This is a genomic window from Flavobacterium xylosi (assembly GCF_042787345.1).
Classification (GTDB): domain Bacteria; phylum Bacteroidota; class Bacteroidia; order Flavobacteriales; family Flavobacteriaceae; genus Flavobacterium; species Flavobacterium xylosi.
This window is the reverse complement of record NZ_JBHZPZ010000001.1, coordinates 322,378-339,503: the sequence shown is the minus strand read 5'-3', so window position 1 is coordinate 339,503 and position 17,126 is coordinate 322,378. Positions and strand designations below refer to the sequence as shown.

Sequence of the window (17,126 nt, the reverse complement as noted above, 5' to 3'; positions counted from 1 at the left end):
TGACAATTTATAATTGTACTTTTGCCAAGTTTTTTACATAACTACAATACAAACAACAACAATAACAACAGAATGAATCAAACGAAATATATTTTTGTTACAGGTGGTGTGACTTCTTCTTTAGGAAAAGGGATTATTGCGGCATCTTTGGCAAAATTGTTACAAGCAAGAGGGTATCGTACAACTATCCAAAAGTTTGACCCGTATATTAATGTCGATCCAGGTACTTTAAATCCATATGAACATGGAGAATGTTATGTAACTGATGATGGTGCAGAAACGGATTTAGATTTAGGACACTACGAGCGTTTCTTGAATGTGCCTACTTCACAAGCCAATAATGTTACCACCGGACGAATTTATCTTTCGGTTATTGAAAAAGAAAGAAGAGGAGAATTTCTTGGTAAAACGGTACAAGTTGTACCTCATATCACCAATGAAATAAAAGAAAGAATGCAGTTGCTGGGGAATTCCGGCGATTATGATATTGTCATCACTGAAATTGGAGGAACTGTAGGGGATATAGAATCGTTACCTTATATAGAATCTGTTCGTCAGTTAGTTTGGGAATTAGGGGAACATAACGGTATTGTTATTCACCTTACTTTAGTGCCTTATTTGGCTGCAGCTGGTGAGTTGAAAACAAAACCAACACAACATTCCGTGAAAACGTTGATGGAAAGCGGTATCAAAGCTGATATTCTGGTTTGTAGAACAGAACATGAAATTTCAGAGGAGTTACGCAATAAATTGGCTTTGTTTTGTAATGTAAAAAGAGAGGCCGTTATACAATCTATAGATGCTTCAACGATTTATGAAGTGCCTAATTTAATGCTGGAGGAAGGACTTGATGTCGTTGCGTTGAAAAAACTAGATTTGCCTAAAAAAGCTGCCCCGGATTTAAAAAACTGGAATACTTTTTTACGCCGATTAAAAAATCCAAAGCATACCGTGAATATCGGTTTGGTTGGGAAATATGTAGAAATGCAGGATTGCTACAAATCTATTTTGGAAGCATTTATTCATGCAGGGGCAACAAATGAAACCAAAGTGAATGTGATTTCAATCCATTCTGAACATATTGATGCAACTAACATACACGAGAAGTTTTCTGATTTAGACGGAATTCTGGTTGCTCCAGGTTTTGGAGAAAGAGGAATTGAAGGGAAAATTGCAGCAGTGCAATATGCTCGTGAAAATAAAGTACCGTTTTTCGGAATTTGTTTGGGTATGCAAATGGCAATCATAGAATATTCAAGAAATATGCTGGGTTATGCTGATGCTAATTCAACCGAAATGAATGAACACACGGCTCATCCGGTGGTAAACCTTATGGAAGAGCAAAAAACAGTTACTGATAAAGGGGGTACAATGCGTCTTGGTGCATGGAAATGTGATATCAAAAAAGATTCGTTGGCCTATAAAATATACGGAAAAGAAACTATTTCAGAACGTCACCGTCATCGTTATGAATACAATAGTAACTATGTTGCCCAATTGCAAAATGCAGGATTGATTGCTTCTGGAGTAAATCCTGATACCGGATTGGTAGAGATTATAGAGATAGAGGATCATCCATTTTTTATTGGGGTACAATACCACCCGGAATACAAAAGTACGGTAGCAAACCCGCATCCTATTTTTGTGGATTTTGTTGCAGCTGCCGTTCAGGCAAAGAAAAAATAGTTCTTGTTTTTTGAAACAATTCAGCAAACTTGATACTAATAGATTAAACTTTTTTAAATATAATAATGAAAGAAAAAAAATTAGACCTCAATTCGATTATTGGTTTTGTATTGATTTTTGGAATTTTGCTTTGGATAATGTACCAAAACAAACCGGATGAAAAAGCTATTGCAGCAGAAAAAGCGCAAAAAGAATTAGTAATCAAAGAGGCTAAAGCCAAAGAATTATCGGATAAAATTGTAGCAACAGCGACCGTTGCCGCTACCGCTACCGGGGATTCAACACAGCTGGCACAATTGCAAAAATCACTTGGTAATTTTGCTTATTCAGCTACGCTTCCTTCTGCTAAAGCGGGTTTTACTACTATCGAAAATGAATTGGTAAAATTAAAAATAGCCAATAAAGGAGGGTATATTGTTGAAGCAACTTTGAAAAATTTCGAAAAATTCAAAAAGGGTTCAGGTCAATTAGTAGAATTGATTAAAGATAACAACGCCGGTTTAAATGTACAATTGTTGACAAGCGACAATCGTACTTTAAATACCAAAGATTTATATTTTGAACCAACACTTACAAAAGTAGGAGCGGATCAAATACTTTCGATGAAATTGAAAGCCGGAGCAAATGAATTTCTGGAATACAAATACATTTTGAAACCAAACGAATATATGGTTGGTTTTGACCTTCGTTCACAAGGTTTGAATAAAGTTTTGAATACTGCTAAACCTTTGGATTTAGAATGGAATTTGAAAACTTTCAGAAACGAGAGAAGTATTTCCTATGAAAATCGATATGCAGAAATAGTTTATGATTATGAGGATGGTAAACATAATTATGTCGCTCAAGGAGAAAACAAAGAAGAAGCACCTGAAAAATTGAGTTATGTTGCTTTTAAACAACATTTTTTCACTACAATCTTATTGACAAATACGCCTTTTGAAACCTCAAAATTAGAATCTAATGATTTAGTTAAGGATGAAAAAGTAGACACGGTTTTTACTAAGCAGTTTAAAGCAAATGTTCCTTTGGCTTTCACAAATGGTGAAATAGATTATAAAATGAGCTGGTATTTTGGACCATCAGATTATAAAACGTTAAAAGCATACGATAAAAATTTAGAGAAAATCATTCCTTTAGGTTGGGGTATTTTCGGATGGATTAACAAATTTGTGTTTATTCCATTATTCGGTTTCTTAAGTTCTTACATTGCTTATGGTATTGCGATAATTATTTTTACAATTATCATTAAAATCGCGATGTCGCCTATTACCTACAAATCATTTTTGTCTCAGGCCAAAATGAAAGTATTGCGACCTGAAATTACGGAGTTGGGAGATAAATTCAAAAAAGACCCAATGAAGAAACAACAGGAAACGATGAAATTGTACAATAAAGCAGGAGTGAATCCTATGGCAGGATGTATTCCAGCCTTGATTCAGCTTCCTTTTATGTATGCTTCGTTTCAGTTTTTCCCTTCCGCTTTCGAATTAAGACAAAAAAGCTTCCTTTGGGCAGACGATTTATCTTCCTTTGATGAAGTTATGAAATTGCCGTTTACTATTCCTATGTATGGAGACCATATTAGTTTGTTTCCGATATTGGCTGCAATAGCGATTTTCTTTTATATGAAAATGACTTCTGGAGATCAACAAATGGCTGCTCCACAACAAGAAGGAATGCCGGATATGGCCAAAATGATGAAATATATGATTTATATTTCGCCAATCATGATGTTGATTTTCTTCAATAGCTATGGTGCTGGATTGAGTTTGTATAACTTTATTTCCAATTTGATTACGATAGGAATCATGTTTGTGATTAAAAACTATATTGTTGACAGCGATCGAATCCATGCACAAATTCAACAAAACAAATTGAAAGAGCCAAAAAAACAAGGTAAGTTCCAACAAAAACTTCAAGAAGTTATGGAACAAGCTGAAGCTCAAAAAGCAAAAGATAAAAAGAAGTAAAAAAATAAAAAAATCTCGAAATATTTCGAGATTTTTTTATTTAGATGTAATTTAAGCCACCCAAATTCGTTAAGATAAAAAGGTAATTATGAAATGAGCATCATCGAAATTAAGTCGTAAACACTAATGATGATATGTGAATTACATATGACCGATAAAAAACAATAAATGTCAACATATGAAAGCATTTTGTAAAAAAGGAATATTTGTCTTGTTTTTTTTGAATGTGTTTTGTCTTCATGCACAAACAAATTTCAACAAATTAGATGAAAAAGGAAAAAAACATGGACTGTGGAAAGGGTTTTACGAAGAATCAAAAAGACCAAAATATGAGGGGACTTTTGTACATGGGAAAGAATTTGGAGTTTTCAATTTTTATGATGATACCAAAGCAAAATCCATAATTGCAACCAGAGAATTCAATGCCAAAGACAATTCGGCTTATACTATATTTTATGACCAGAATAAAAATAAAGTAAGTGAAGGCAAAGTGGTAAATAAATTATTTGAAGGAACTTGGAAATATTACCACCTGGCTTCAAAAAACATTATGGCAACTGAAAATTATAAACTTGGAAAGCTGGAAGGCTTGCGAAGTGTTTATTATGTTAATGGTAAAGTTGCAGAGCAAATCAATTATAAAAATAATTTGAAAGAAGGGGTTTATAAAAAATATACCGAAAATGGAATTGTGCTTGAAGAATCTATTTTCAAGAAAAACGATTACAATGGCTTGGCCATTTTCAAAGATACAGATGGGAATGTTGTTTCAAAAGGTCAATTTGTAAATGGAAAAAAATCAGGTGTTTGGCAGTTTTTCGAAAAAGGAAAGCCAGTCAAAACAGTCAATATGAGTAACCCTGAAAATGCAACAAAATCCAAAAATAATTAACTTTAGACTTAATAAATCTTTTGTAACTTTGCACCCTTATAAAATTATAATTTTTTGAAGATGAAGCGTGTTGTTGTAGGACTTTCTGGAGGTGTAGATTCAAGTGTTGCTGCCTATTTATTGCAACAGCAAGGATATGAGGTTATAGGTCTCTTTATGAAAAATTGGCATGATGATTCGGTGACTATTTCTAACGAATGCCCATGGCTGGAAGATAGTAATGATGCACTTTTAGTAGCCGAAAAATTAGGAATTCCTTTTCAAACGGTGGATTTAAGCGAACAATACCAAGAGAAAATCGTTGATTATATGTTTAGCGAATATGAAAAAGGGCGTACTCCAAATCCAGATGTGCTTTGTAATCGCGAAATAAAATTTGATGTTTTTATGAAAATTGCAATGAGTCTTGGTGCCGATTACGTGGCAACAGGTCATTATTGCAAAAAAAGTGAAATCCAAATAGAAGGAGAACCCGTTTATCAATTATTAGCCGGAGCAGATAATAACAAAGATCAGTCTTATTTTCTTTGTCAGTTATCCCAAGAGCAATTGGCAAAATCTTTGTTTCCAATTGGCGAATTAACAAAACCTGAAGTTCGTGAAATTGCGGCTCAAATGGAATTAGTTACTGCCGAAAAGAAAGATTCTCAAGGACTATGTTTCATTGGAAAAGTACGTTTGCCTGAATTTTTACAACAAAAATTGCAACCTAAAGATGGATTAATTATTCAAATCGATAAAAATAGTCCTGTTTACAATTTAGATATTCCACAAGGAATGTCTATTGAAGAAGAATTAGTGCTTGAGGCGAAAAAGATTGACTACAATCCAGAAATGGGAAAAGTAGTAGGAAAGCATCAAGGGGCTCATTATTTTACAACAGGTCAGCGAAAAGGTTTAAATGTAGGAGGTACAACGGATCCTTTGTTTATAATTTCCACAAATGTTACCACCAATACGATTTATACTGGATTAAGCAGTCAACATCCGGGATTGTTTAAAAAAGCATTGTTTGTTGAAAAATCCGAAGTACATTGGATCCGAACGGATTTGGCCTTAGCCAATGGCGAAACAATGGATGTGATGGCAAGAATTCGGTACAGACAACCTTTGCAAAAAGCCACTTTGCATCAGTTTGAAAACGGAATGTATGTTTCCTTTGAAGAACCACAATCTGCTATAACCGAAGGACAGTTTGTTGCATGGTATTTAGCCGATGAATTAGTTGGTTCCGGAGTTATTTCTTAGTTTAGTGCTTTATTTTTGAATACCAATAAATTATATAGCTTTCTCAAATTAAAATCATATCACGGATTCTAAATAGTAGAGTTCATTTGAAAAAACTAAAGTTTCTTTTTTGGAAGCAATAAACAAATTAACTATGAAAAAACTCTGTATATTTTTTTTACTATTTACCAGTGCTACTGTTTTTTCTCAAGTACAAGATGCTTGGGTTTACTTTAATGCAAAACCCAATGCTCAATTGTATTTGGACACCCCTCTTAAAATGCTTTCACAAAAAGCTTTGGATAGAAGAACCAATCAAAATATACCAATAGATTCTAAAGATATTCCTATTGAGCAGTCGTACATAAACCAGGTTAAAACTATTGTGGGTATTTCTGTTATGGCCCAATCAAAATGGTTGAATAGCATTCATGTTCGGGGAAGTCAATCCGTAATAAATTCATTAAAAACATTATCGTTTGTCGAAAAAATAGATTTTGCGGATAAATTGCTCAATGCAGCTGGAAAAATTGCGAAGTCTCAAAAAATTAGAAAGTCAGATAAGAGTAAGAAAACTAAAATTGATTATGCTTATGGAACTTCGGCTAATCAAATCCAAATGCTCAACGGTCAGGTATTACACCAGCAGAATTATACAGGTTTAGGTAAAATAATAGCCGTTTTAGACGCCGGTTTTCCGGGAGTGAATACCATACAGCCTTTTCAAAGGTTAAGAGATAACAAACAAATTCTGGGAGGCTATAATTTTGTGTTACGGAAGGATGACTTTTATGGCGGAGTTTCGCACGGAACATCAGTGCTGTCAGCAATGGGTGGTTATAAAGAAGGTTCATTGGTAGGAACTGCACCGGATGCTTCTTACTATTTATTCATTACAGAAGATGATACTTCTGAAAACCCGGTGGAGGAATCACTTTGGTTGGAAGCCGCAGAAAAAGCTGATAGTTTAGGAGTGGATATCATAAATACCTCATTAGGTTATTTTGAATACGATAATACTGCTTATAGTCATACCTATAGTGAAATGAATGGTACCACTACTTATTTGTCGCGAGGAGCTGAAATTGCGTTTAGCAGGGGGATGATTATAGTTTCGGCAGCGGGTAATTCAGGGAGTTCCTCAGATCCACATATTGCAGTACCGGCCGATGCAGTTTCTGTAATTGCTGTGGGAGCCGTAAACTCTTCAAAATCATTGGCTTCATTTAGTTCAATAGGACCTTCAAGTGACAATAGAACAAAACCGGATGTTATGGCACAGGGGCAATCAGATATTGTCTCTGATGCATTTGGAAATATTGTGACAGCAAACGGAACTTCATTTTCAAGTCCAATTATGGCAGGAATGATTGCTTGTTTGTGGCAGGCTTTTCCACTTAAAACCAATAAGGAAATCAGAGACTTAGTTATTAAATCAGGAGATAGATACGCAACGCCTAACAATCAATATGGTTATGGTATTCCAAATTTTAGTCAGGCCTTGACACTTTCAGTTAATGCTTTTTCGAAAAATGATTTTGTACTTTATCCAAATCCAGTAAATGATTCTGTATCGATTTCTTTACCAGCGGGCCATGATAAAGGATTATTTTTAATTTATAATATTTTGGGTCAAAAAATATCAGATAATGATATTACAAGCCAGACATCAAATATTTCTTTGAAATCACTTGAAAAAGGAATCTATGTTTATAAATTAGAATCGGGTGTTTTTTCTAAAACCGGAAAAATAATAAAACAATAACCTACAATTAGACAAATGAATAGAATTACAGAGCTCTTCAAAATTAAATATCCTGTTATCCAAGCCGGAATGATTTGGAATAGCGGTTATAAATTAGCAAGTGCAGTTAGTAATGCGGGTGGTTTAGGTATAATAGGTGCAGGTTCGATGTATCCCGAAGTTTTAAGGGAGCATATTCAAAAATGCAAAAAAGCAACTACAAAACCTTTTGGTGTTAATGTCCCAATGCTATATCCCAATGTCGAAGAAATAATGAAAATTATAGTCGATGAAGGAGTTAAAATAGTTTTTACATCGGCTGGAAATCCAAAAACGTGGACTTCTTTTTTGAAAGAAAATGGCATAACAGTTGTGCATGTGGTTAGTAGTTCTGTTTTTGCATTAAAAGCAGAAGCCGCGGGTGTTGATGCAATTGTTGCTGAAGGATTTGAAGCTGGAGGACACAACGGACGAGATGAAACAACCACTTTTACATTGATTCCAATGGTAAAAGAACATATCAAGATTCCTTTGATCGCTGCCGGAGGTATTGCCACTGGTCGCGGAATGTTAGCAGCAATGGTTTTAGGTGCTGATGGCGTTCAGGTAGGGAGTAGATTTGCAGCTTCGGTAGAATCTTCAGCACATGAAAATTTTAAGAAGACGATCATAACGGTTAAAGAAGGCGATACGCAATTGACTTTAAAAGAATTGGCGCCCGTTCGATTGATTAAAAATAAATTTTATCAGGATCTTCAGGAATTGTACGAAAGATGTCCAACAACAGAAGAATTAGCTCAATTTTTAGGCAGAGCAAGAGCAAAAAAAGGGATGTTTGAAGGCGATTTAATCGAAGGAGAATTAGAAATTGGCCAGGTTGCGGGATTAATTCATGAAATAAAACCAGCTGCAGCAATACTTTTAGAAATGATGAATGATTTTGAAGACGCTAGAAAAGAAGTAACTAAATTCGATTTTTAATTGATACACAATGACTAAAACAAAAATATATATTATACTGCTTTTTTTGGGTTTAGGATTGCAGCAGTCTTATAGTCAGAATTATAAATTTAAAACATCAGGTTTTAGTGTTTTAGAAAAAAATGAAAAAGGCAAGTGGGGGAAGTGGTCTGATTTGGGTTTGGTCAATATTTTGGTCACATTAGATACTACTAAAAATCGAATTGTAATATACTCCCAAGCCATTCAATTGTTTGAAATTATCGATTATCAGGCAACTGAAGAAAATGATTCCGACATCGTTTATTCATTTACCTGCAAAGATAATAACGGAGAGGATTGCACAATTTCAATTATTACCAGAAAGAAACAGGATAATAGGAAGCAACTGTATGTCAATTATGAGAATAGGATTATAGTTTATAATATTTTCAACATGTAATAATAGAAAAAGTCACTACCAGTGACTTTTTTTATTTAATGACAATTCTAAAAGAATTAATCAATACCCTTAATAAACTCATCATACTCTTTGTAAAACAGCTCTAAAGAATTCATCTTTTCGTTATAAAATTCAAATATCTCATCCCAATATTTTCGATTGCTAACGCTGACTTCTAATTTTTCAACCCAAATTCGGCTAATCGTTTTACCATTTTCAAGAATGAATTCTTTTTCAAATACTAAATCTTTGATAAACTCTTCTTCGATAATATTTTTGAGTTCTTCTATTTTTTCAAAATAAGCAATTCGTTTTTCATCATTTCGATGTTCAATATCAATTAGCACCAGTGCTTTTTTATTGTCAACATAAAATTTAAAAGAAAAATCTTTAATTTTTGTATCATAAAGCACCCATTTTCTAGGATATTTATCTGCGAATGTCACCCAGAATTCTCGCTTTAATTTTTGAGTTTCTTCTTTACTATACATTTTAGTGGCTTTTAATTTAGAAAATTTGCTTTACCTTATTTTCTAAACTATATTTATATTATCTTTTATAGTGCAAAAATAGACTTTGATTATGGATTTTCAAGAATTTTTAGAATATGTTCCAAAATTAATGATAGCAGAGCTTCCTGCCGAAGTCTCCCATATCAAAATGGCACCATTGGAGCGAATTGAAAGTTTGAAAAATTTTGATATTAGAATAAAAAAACCAAAAATTGCTGCCGTTATGATGTTGTTTTATCCAAAAAACGGAATAACACATTTGGTACTTATTGTCCGAAATTCGTATAAGGGAGTACATTCTGCTCAAATTGCATTTCCCGGAGGCAAATATGAAACTCAAGATGAAATTTTTGAAAATACTGCCCTACGGGAAACCCATGAAGAAGTAGGTATTCATCCCAATAGTATGGAAATTATCAAGACTTTTACTCCTATGTATATTCCCCCAAGTGATTTTATGGTGCATCCTTTTTTAGCAATCAGCAAGGAAGAAATTGTTTTCATCCCAGATCCTAAAGAGGTTGCAAACATCATCGAATTGCCTTTGACGGTTTTTTTGAGTGATGCTATTGTTACTGATACAAAGCTGAGTACATCCTACGCAAATGATATTAATGTTCCTGCTTTTAAAATTGAAGAGCATATTGTTTGGGGAGCTACGGCCATGATGTTGAGCGAATTGAAAGATGTTTTGAAAAATGTTTTGAATGCCTGATTTTGTTATTATTTTAGATTCGAATTTGGTAAGGAAGTACAAAAATAAATTTCGTAATATTGCAAACATATTCACGGAGAAATACACAAATTTATGGGATTGTTTAAGAGAAATCCTTTTGGTCATATACTATTTATAAAGAAATGGTTAATTCGCATTTTTGGAGTCATTACCCATAGACGCTATCGAGGTTTTAATGAATTGCAGATTGAAGGATCTGAGATTATAAGAAATTTACCTGATACGAATGTTCTTTTTATATCCAATCACCAAACCTATTTTGCCGATGTCGTTGCCATGTACCATGTTTTTAATGCCAGTTTGAACGGACGTGACGATACCATTAAAAATGTTTGTTATATGTGTCAGCCTAAATTGAATATTTATTACGTTGCTGCCAAAGAAACAATGCAGGCAGGTTTATTGCCACGAATTATGGCTTATGCCGGGGCGATTTCAGTAGAACGTACTTGGCGAGCAAAAGGAGTTGATGTACAAGAAAAAAAGGGCATTAACCCGGATGATACCGAAAACATTAAAATAGCACTTAAAGATGGTTGGGTAATTACATTTCCGCAGGGAACCACTAAGTCTTTCAAGCCAGTCCGAAAAGGAACAGCACATATCATCAAACAGCACAGGCCCATTGTTGTTCCTATTGTTATTGACGGTTTTCGACGCTCTTTTGACAAAAAAGGATTTCGCATGAAAAAGAAAGGAATTTTGCAGTCGTTTATCATCAAAGAACCTTTAGAAATTGATTACGATAATGATACCATCGATGAAATTGTTGAAAAAGTAGAATATGCTATCGAGCAACATCCGTCTTTCCTAAAAGTAATCCCTTGCGAGGAAATAGAAGAACAAGAGAAGCTAAACAAACTTCGTCGCTGGGAATATTAAAAAAAAAAGAGTTCATTAGTGAACTCTTTTTTTTTGTAAAACTATAAATCTATTTTTTTTAATTCTTTATAATTTGCATACAACCTGCGGAGTAGAATTCCATACAATAATCGATAGAATAACCAAAATGCACCAAAGAATACAGCGACAGTCAAGAATAAAACTCCAAATATTATTGCCATCACTTTCGTGTCGTTAAAGATTTTATCCCTTAAAGAACCTATTTCCGGGCTGTAACTAAAGGCAATTATGAAGCCTATAATAAAACTTAAAACAATCATTCCAAGATTGTACCAAACATAAAATTGCACCGTTTTACGTGTTTTCAATATATCCTGCATTAACTGCTTAGTGGAGTCAGTTGTGGAAATGCTGAGATAGTTTTTATAAAACAGATAAATAAAAGTCAATATTACACCATAATTAAAATACGTTAATAATTTCAGGTAGGATATCAATTCTTCATGATGCAACTTCTTCAAATAATCATCCGAATTAAAAAACAAACTTAGTGCAGTCCATAGTAAAACCTCCAAAATGCTAATAATCAAAATCCACTTCACTATCGAAGATGATTTTTTATGTATCATTTTGTAAATCTCAATTTCCGATACTTGTTCAAAAGAATCCGTGTTCTTTTGCCAGTCTTTTTTCAATAAATCCAGCTCTTTCATATTCCTAATGGATTTAATATTTTTTTTAATTTCCCTTTTATTCTGTTCATTTTTACCCTGGCATTCACTTCACTGATCCCTAATGTTTCGGCTATTTCCTGATAATCTTTATCTTCAAGATACATGAAAATCAAGGCTTTTTCGATATCATTCAATTGGTAAACCGCTTTGTACATTAACTTAATCTGTTCCTCTTCTTCATAATTATACTCCACGTCATTCAAAAAATGCTGACGTCCTTCAAACTCAACTGTTGCAATTGAGCGCTTACTTTTTCTATATAAAGTGATTGCCGTGTTCAATGCCACACGGTAGGCCCAAGTAGAAAACTTGCTGTCTCCTCTAAATTTAGGGAACGCTTTCCACAACTGAATCGTGATTTCCTGGAACAAGTCCTTGTGTGCATCATCACCATTAGTATACAACCTACAAATCTTGTGGATTATATTCTGATTTTCCTGCAACTGCTTAACAAAAGACTGTTCTAGATGGTCACTCATATGTATATTAGTAATCCAAAAGTGGATTTTGTTACAAATTAAACAATAAAATAGTAATTCTCAAATTTATCATTGCGAGGTACACGGCAAATCAATCAGGAGCAGAAACTCTTCAATCCATAATTAATACTCGTCCCGCTGTACCTTTCAATCCATCCCAACTCGTTTGAGAACGAGTCGGAATGGGATTTCCATTTCCATCGGGGCTAGTTTACACCTTTAGTATTTTCTAATAACTTTTTTCAAAAAAGGAATGTAACATATTCACTTTTTATTAAAAAAAAAGTCCTTTATGAAAATTTCATAAAGGACTTTTTTACAAAGTATTATTGATTATTTTTTGCAATCAGAATAATCTACATTAAAAGTATACTTTTTATCAGTAACTTTGTGAACTGCAGGATTGTTTTTGTGGTCTGGTTTGTATGCTGCTCCAGTTCCTAAATCTACTCCAATCCCTAATATACCAAATGAGACAACACTAAGGATAAAATTACCTGTTCTAAAAGCGTTATTAAATGTTTGTTGTTTAGCATCACAACCGTCTTCTTTCAATTCTACATTTAATGATTTGTTTCTTGGAAATAATGAAGTTACTTGTCCGTTACCCATCTTTTGACCGTCCACATAAATTTGAGCGTTTGGATGCCCATTAGCAATGATTGTTCCCTCATATCTGCTTCCGCCAAACATGACACCACAGCTGTTTAACAACATTAACATTGATAAAGATACCGCGGCAATTGAAATTCTGTTTTTCATATATTAAACATTTATGTTTTTTAAATTAATTATTGTACGCAAAATACTAACAAAAAAAATATAATAACAAATAAAATCTTATTTTTTTTCAGTGCATTAATGTAGCGGTACTTTTTTTTATTTAAATATTTAAAGTGAGTGAAGTCTTTTTACTAATATCTTTATTAACTTCGTTTTACATTAGATTATATAAAAATGAACATCCCAAATTCAGCTTTACCCCGAATAGTAATCATAGGAGGAGGTTTTGCGGGCATTGCATTGGCCCGACAATTAAAAAATAAAAACGTGCAAGTCGTACTTTTAGACAAACACAACTACCATACTTTTCAACCCTTGTTATATCAAGTCGCCACTGGCGGGTTAGAAGCCGGTTCCATTGCTTATCCAATTCGGAAAGTTATTCAGGAATATGGTGATTTCTATTTCCGACTCACTTCTGTAGAAGAAATAGATACTAAAAACCAAAAAGTCATCGCCGAAATTGGCGAATTGCATTACGATTATCTGATCATTGCCACGGGATCTAAGACCAATTATTTTGGCAATAAAGAAATAGAGCGCAACAGTATGGGGATGAAAACCATACCGCAATCACTCAACATACGCAGTCTTATTCTCGAAAACTTCGAACAAGCGGTTCTTACCACTGATGTGGCAGAGCGTAATAGCCTTATTAATTTCGTACTCGTAGGTGGCGGTCCAACAGGAGTAGAGCTTGCCGGTGCTTTGGCAGAAATGAAAAAAGCCATTCTGCAAAAAGATTATCCCGATTTAGATATTGATAAAATGGAAATCAATCTCATTCAAAGCGGAGACAGAATATTAAACACGATGAGTGAGAAATCTTCCATTGCTGCCGAAAAATTTCTGCACAGTTTAGGAGTCAAAATCTGGAAAAATGTTAGGGTAACTAATTATGACGGAAGAACCATTCTCACTAATTCTGATTTAACATTTGAAACCGCAACCGTTATATGGACTGCTGGTGTACATGGAGCTATAGTTGCCGGTTTAGATGCCAAATCATTGGTAGAAAGAGTAGATCGTATTCGAGTAAACGAATACAATCAAGTGATAGGTTACAACAATATTTTTGCCGTAGGCGACATAGCTTCCATGGAAACTGAAAAGTATCCAGAAGGACATCCCATGATGGCTCAACCCGCTATGCAACAAGGTGAATTACTGGGTGAAAATATTGTAAAATTAATTAGAAAACAGCCTATGGAAGCCTTTGAATACAACGACAAAGGTTCGATGGCCACAATAGGAAGAAACAAAGCCGTAGTCGATTTGCCAAAATACCATTTCAGCGGCGTATTTGCCTGGTTCGTGTGGATGTTTGTGCATCTGTTCTCCCTAATTGGATTCAAAAACAAAGCGGTAGTTTTCCTGAATTGGGTTTATAATTACATTCGTTTTGACCGTGAAGGACGATTGATTATCCGACCGTTTAAAAAGAAAAGTTTTACTACGTTTACCAGTGATGAACTATAGAAAATCGGCTTTATTGTTGATGTAATTACATTCTTACATTGCTGATAATCAGCCTATAAACGAGTGTGATACCATTCTTACAATATACTGATTAACAATATTTTAACAAAACTATAGGTTTTTTAAATACTTGATAATCAAGAATTTATATTTTTTTTAATTTAATTTTTATTTTCCTTGTTTTTATAAATAATGTTATGCCTTAAGTTTGTGGAATTCACACAAAGTTGCAAAATTAATGAAAAACATAATTATTTCTAATTTCAAGCCCATTTTGGTAGGGAAATTAATCGATCAGCAAAAACTTAACCAATACACTAAGTTTTTATACCATCATTTTCAAACTAAATCAATTTTAGTTGGTGCAGGAGATGATGAAATTTTAGAAGAATCAAATAGTTTTGAGGTTATCTCAGACCAGGTTGATAAATATTCTGTCCCTTCTGAAAATATTAATAAAAGACAAATTTTAATTTTTGAAGAAGTAGAACATTTTATTGAAAATGAAATGGACGAAACTTTACCTTCGGATTATCAATTCCCTGCTAGTTTAGCATCTGGAAGAGGAGATTTATTTGGCCCAAAAATTGGAATCCGTATGCAGTGGTTTAAAGAAAAAATGGGATATGTTTTTGACGAATTCTATTCAAAAGCAACCGCTGCTCCTGAAAACTTGGTACATGTTACTTGCTCCGGTTATTCCTCTCCTAGTGTTGCCCAAGAAGCCGTAATAAATAGAAATTGGGAAACAACTCAGGTTACACATTCCTACCAAATGGGGTGTTATGGGGCCTTTCCTGCTATACGAACTGCCAGTCACTTGATAAGAGGAAGTCAACTTCATGGAAGAGTAGATGTGGTTCATACAGAGTTATTGTCTGCACATTTAAATTTAACCGAATTTTCTGTTGCAAACACGATGATTTGCTCTCTTTTTGCAGATGGTTTTATTGGATATTCTTTATATGAAGAAGATACGTTTATTAATGATGATTCCATTCAGGATAAAAAAGGACTCCGAATTTTAGCTTCCCATGAGGTGATTATTCCGGATTCATTAGACGATATGTCTTGGGAAATAGGAGAATACAATTTTTTGATGACGCTTTCTAAAAGGGTTCCCGTTTTTATCCGTAAAAACATCAAATCTTTTTTGACAACCCTTTGTGCCAAAGTTGATGTAGATCTTGAAGAAGAGAAATCCAAAATGCATTTTGCAATCCATCCCGGAGGACCAAAAATTATTGATTATGTGGTCGATGCTGTTGGAATTTCAAAAGATCAGGCACGTTGGTCTTATGAAATATTGCGTCAACAGGGAAACATGTCTTCCGCTACTGTTCCTCATATTTTTAATGAAATTGTTAATGATGACAGTATAGTATCGGGAACTAAAATTGTAGCTATGGCTTTTGGGCCGGGTCTTACAGCCACAGGATTGTTACTTGAAAAAATATAGAAATTAAGCCGCTAGAATAGGTGAACAAGTTTATATAAGATGAGTTATGAGTTTGAAAATGGTAACATTTAGAACTCATAACTCATTTTTTTTGTAATAATTCACCATCAAATTTACAAACTTACTGTAGCCTTCTATGCCATCTTTTTGTTGATTTAATTTCAGGAAATTGTCATAAAAAACATGAAAACCAGTTTCAATTGGTGTTTCATATTGTTTCCAAAAATGGTCACTTTCTTTGTAATTTTTCAAAATTCCGGGATGAACGGTTTTTAGTAATTCTTTAAATATTTTTTCATCTCGAACTTGCCAATTGGATAAACAATAGCGCAAAGCCATGCTGTAACCTGAGTATTGAAAGTATAAATTATCATTTTTTACAGATGCTAAAAAACCAATAAAATTGCATTCACTTTCGCTTGCATAACCCATTTGGTGTGCCATTTCATGATTGGTTGTCATGGGGAAGCTATACATTGGTCCAAGCTCATTTACTTGTGCTTCATTAGTAAACGGATTCAAATAACCTCCAAATCCCATATAAGTTAAGGGCAGACTAAAGAGTGATTTTTTTGTGCTTAAATTGGTATACGTGAAATAAGGATATTTTGTGGACAGGTTTTGGTAACCATTCAAATTCATAGTGAAAACCTGCTCTTGCGAATAGGGAAAAACGACTTTTAAACTGTCATTTTGTGTAATCTGTCCTTGAACGGAGTTAGTTTTGGTGATTAATTTTTTGGTGAAAGCCAATAAATCAATATCTGAATACTCTCTTTTGATGTCCATTTTCTGAAAAAGAGGTTCACGGTAATAATTCATTGCCCAAAGCAAATGGAAGAAGAAATAGAATACAGAAATAAAACTCAACATCACAAGGATGTTGTTTTTCCATTGTAATTTCCAGGATTTTCGTTTGTTCCAAAGCCAAACTAATATTGATAAAATGGTTATAAAATAAATGAAATCGCCCAATGAAAAAGGAATCCTTCCGAATGCAACTCTGGAAAATCGTGAAATAAGCGGATACAGCCCATTGCTGTAAAATTGTTCCACATGTTCAGGGAAATAGGGAATGATTTGCAGAAAAAATAGTTGTGCAAGAAGAAAGGAGGGAAGAAAATATTTTGGTTTCACCAGATTGCTTTTAAAAATGTAAATATAATTACAATATCAATTA

The 17,126-nt window shown here is 33.8% G+C and carries 16 protein-coding genes; 11 read left to right on the top strand and 5 right to left on the bottom strand.

Translation table 11 applies throughout. The annotated features are described in order from the left end of the window. Positions 1–72: 72 nt before the first annotated feature. From ACFX5E_RS01510 to ACFX5E_RS01480, 7 genes are all read left to right on the top strand, one after another. On the top strand, positions 73–1,686 hold the full coding sequence (locus tag ACFX5E_RS01510) for a CTP synthase (RefSeq protein WP_379853401.1): 1,614 nt from the start codon (positions 73–75) through the stop codon (positions 1,684–1,686). Between the two features lie 65 nt (positions 1,687–1,751). After that, positions 1,752–3,656: a membrane protein insertase YidC gene (gene yidC, locus ACFX5E_RS01505; RefSeq protein ID WP_379853400.1), complete on the top strand. Its 1,905-nt coding sequence runs from the start codon at positions 1,752–1,754 to the stop codon at positions 3,654–3,656. Positions 3,657–3,834: 178 nt separating this feature from the next. Continuing rightward, on the top strand, positions 3,835–4,548 hold the full coding sequence (locus ACFX5E_RS01500) for a toxin-antitoxin system YwqK family antitoxin (protein ID WP_379853399.1): 714 nt from the start codon (positions 3,835–3,837) through the stop codon (positions 4,546–4,548). A gap of 60 nt (positions 4,549–4,608) precedes the next feature. Further along, positions 4,609–5,796 (top strand): tRNA 2-thiouridine(34) synthase MnmA, encoded by a 1,188-nt coding sequence (gene mnmA / locus ACFX5E_RS01495; RefSeq protein ID WP_379853398.1) that lies wholly within the window; start codon positions 4,609–4,611, stop codon positions 5,794–5,796. Between the two features lie 133 nt (positions 5,797–5,929). Next, on the top strand, positions 5,930–7,540 hold the full coding sequence (locus ACFX5E_RS01490; protein WP_379853397.1) for a S8 family peptidase: 1,611 nt from the start codon (positions 5,930–5,932) through the stop codon (positions 7,538–7,540). 15 nt (positions 7,541–7,555) lie between these two features. Next, positions 7,556–8,500: an NAD(P)H-dependent flavin oxidoreductase gene (locus ACFX5E_RS01485; RefSeq protein WP_379853396.1), complete on the top strand. Its 945-nt coding sequence runs from the start codon at positions 7,556–7,558 to the stop codon at positions 8,498–8,500. Between the two features lie 10 nt (positions 8,501–8,510). Next, positions 8,511–8,921 (top strand): hypothetical protein, encoded by a 411-nt coding sequence (locus ACFX5E_RS01480; RefSeq protein ID WP_379853395.1) that lies wholly within the window; start codon positions 8,511–8,513, stop codon positions 8,919–8,921. 56 nt (positions 8,922–8,977) lie between these two features. Here the strand turns inward: ACFX5E_RS01480 and ACFX5E_RS01475 are convergent, their stop codons facing one another. After that, positions 8,978–9,412 carry a DUF4268 domain-containing protein gene (locus ACFX5E_RS01475; protein ID WP_379853394.1) on the bottom strand — a complete coding sequence of 145 codons (435 nt, stop codon included), beginning with the start codon at positions 9,410–9,412 and terminating at the stop codon, positions 8,978–8,980. A 91-nt stretch (positions 9,413–9,503) separates the two neighbouring features. Between ACFX5E_RS01475 and ACFX5E_RS01470 the strand changes: the two genes are divergently transcribed. Continuing rightward, entirely contained in the window at positions 9,504–10,148 is a 645-nt protein-coding gene (locus ACFX5E_RS01470; RefSeq protein ID WP_379853393.1) for an NUDIX hydrolase, read from the top strand. Between the two features lie 93 nt (positions 10,149–10,241). Beyond that, on the top strand, positions 10,242–11,051 hold the full coding sequence (locus ACFX5E_RS01465; protein WP_379853392.1) for a lysophospholipid acyltransferase family protein: 810 nt from the start codon (positions 10,242–10,244) through the stop codon (positions 11,049–11,051). A gap of 41 nt (positions 11,052–11,092) precedes the next feature. Here the strand turns inward: ACFX5E_RS01465 and ACFX5E_RS01460 are convergent, their stop codons facing one another. The 3 genes from ACFX5E_RS01460 to ACFX5E_RS01450 all read right to left on the bottom strand — a co-directional run bounded on the left by ACFX5E_RS01460 (position 11,093) and on the right by ACFX5E_RS01450 (position 12,987). After that, the gene (locus ACFX5E_RS01460; protein WP_379853391.1) at positions 11,093–11,725 is read right to left on the bottom strand and encodes a hypothetical protein; all 633 of its coding nucleotides are present in this window, start codon (positions 11,723–11,725) and stop codon (positions 11,093–11,095) included. Continuing rightward, positions 11,722–12,225, bottom strand: coding sequence for an RNA polymerase sigma factor (locus ACFX5E_RS01455; RefSeq protein WP_379853390.1), 504 nt, complete (start codon positions 12,223–12,225; stop codon positions 11,722–11,724). Before ACFX5E_RS01455 ends, ACFX5E_RS01460 begins: the two co-directional genes overlap by 4 nt. A gap of 333 nt (positions 12,226–12,558) precedes the next feature. After that, a complete protein-coding gene (locus ACFX5E_RS01450) occupies positions 12,559–12,987 on the bottom strand; it encodes a hypothetical protein (RefSeq protein WP_379853389.1) in 429 nt (142 codons plus the stop codon). A 195-nt stretch (positions 12,988–13,182) separates the two neighbouring features. On the opposite strand from ACFX5E_RS01450, the gene ACFX5E_RS01445 reads away from it, so the two are divergent. Together ACFX5E_RS01445 and ACFX5E_RS01440 are read left to right on the top strand one after the other, a co-directional pair. Beyond that, positions 13,183–14,487, top strand: a complete 1,305-nt coding sequence (locus ACFX5E_RS01445; protein ID WP_379853388.1) for an NAD(P)/FAD-dependent oxidoreductase — start codon at positions 13,183–13,185, stop codon at positions 14,485–14,487. Positions 14,488–14,725: 238 nt separating this feature from the next. Next, on the top strand, positions 14,726–15,946 hold the full coding sequence (locus ACFX5E_RS01440; protein WP_379853387.1) for a 3-oxoacyl-[acyl-carrier-protein] synthase III C-terminal domain-containing protein: 1,221 nt from the start codon (positions 14,726–14,728) through the stop codon (positions 15,944–15,946). Between the two features lie 75 nt (positions 15,947–16,021). Here the strand turns inward: ACFX5E_RS01440 and ACFX5E_RS01435 are convergent, their stop codons facing one another. Further along, complete coding sequence (locus ACFX5E_RS01435; RefSeq protein ID WP_379853386.1) at positions 16,022–17,083, bottom strand: DUF3810 domain-containing protein; 1,062 nt, start codon at positions 17,081–17,083, stop codon at positions 16,022–16,024. Positions 17,084–17,126 lie beyond the last annotated feature (43 nt).

What these genes read in the sequence shown, in the direction of transcription:
- ACFX5E_RS01490 (WP_379853397.1), top strand. Translation starts at nt 5,930, where the DNA reads ATGAAAAAACTCTGTATATTTTTTTTACTATTTACCAGTGCTACTGTT.
- ACFX5E_RS01465 (WP_379853392.1), top strand. Translation starts at nt 10,242, where the DNA reads ATGGGATTGTTTAAGAGAAATCCTTTTGGTCATATACTATTTATAAAG.
- ACFX5E_RS01450 (WP_379853389.1), bottom strand. Translation starts at nt 12,987, where the DNA reads ATGAAAAACAGAATTTCAATTGCCGCGGTATCTTTATCAATGTTAATG.
- ACFX5E_RS01455 (WP_379853390.1), bottom strand. Translation starts at nt 12,225, where the DNA reads ATGAGTGACCATCTAGAACAGTCTTTTGTTAAGCAGTTGCAGGAAAAT.
- ACFX5E_RS01500 (WP_379853399.1), top strand. Translation starts at nt 3,835, where the DNA reads ATGAAAGCATTTTGTAAAAAAGGAATATTTGTCTTGTTTTTTTTGAAT.
- ACFX5E_RS01470 (WP_379853393.1), top strand. Translation starts at nt 9,504, where the DNA reads ATGGATTTTCAAGAATTTTTAGAATATGTTCCAAAATTAATGATAGCA.
- ACFX5E_RS01445 (WP_379853388.1), top strand. Translation starts at nt 13,183, where the DNA reads ATGAACATCCCAAATTCAGCTTTACCCCGAATAGTAATCATAGGAGGA.
- yidC (WP_379853400.1), top strand. Translation starts at nt 1,752, where the DNA reads ATGAAAGAAAAAAAATTAGACCTCAATTCGATTATTGGTTTTGTATTG.
- ACFX5E_RS01440 (WP_379853387.1), top strand. Translation starts at nt 14,726, where the DNA reads ATGAAAAACATAATTATTTCTAATTTCAAGCCCATTTTGGTAGGGAAA.
- ACFX5E_RS01480 (WP_379853395.1), top strand. Translation starts at nt 8,511, where the DNA reads ATGACTAAAACAAAAATATATATTATACTGCTTTTTTTGGGTTTAGGA.
- ACFX5E_RS01510 (WP_379853401.1), top strand. Translation starts at nt 73, where the DNA reads ATGAATCAAACGAAATATATTTTTGTTACAGGTGGTGTGACTTCTTCT.
- mnmA (WP_379853398.1), top strand. Translation starts at nt 4,609, where the DNA reads ATGAAGCGTGTTGTTGTAGGACTTTCTGGAGGTGTAGATTCAAGTGTT.
- ACFX5E_RS01475 (WP_379853394.1), bottom strand. Translation starts at nt 9,412, where the DNA reads ATGTATAGTAAAGAAGAAACTCAAAAATTAAAGCGAGAATTCTGGGTG.
- ACFX5E_RS01460 (WP_379853391.1), bottom strand. Translation starts at nt 11,725, where the DNA reads ATGAAAGAGCTGGATTTATTGAAAAAAGACTGGCAAAAGAACACGGAT.
- ACFX5E_RS01485 (WP_379853396.1), top strand. Translation starts at nt 7,556, where the DNA reads ATGAATAGAATTACAGAGCTCTTCAAAATTAAATATCCTGTTATCCAA.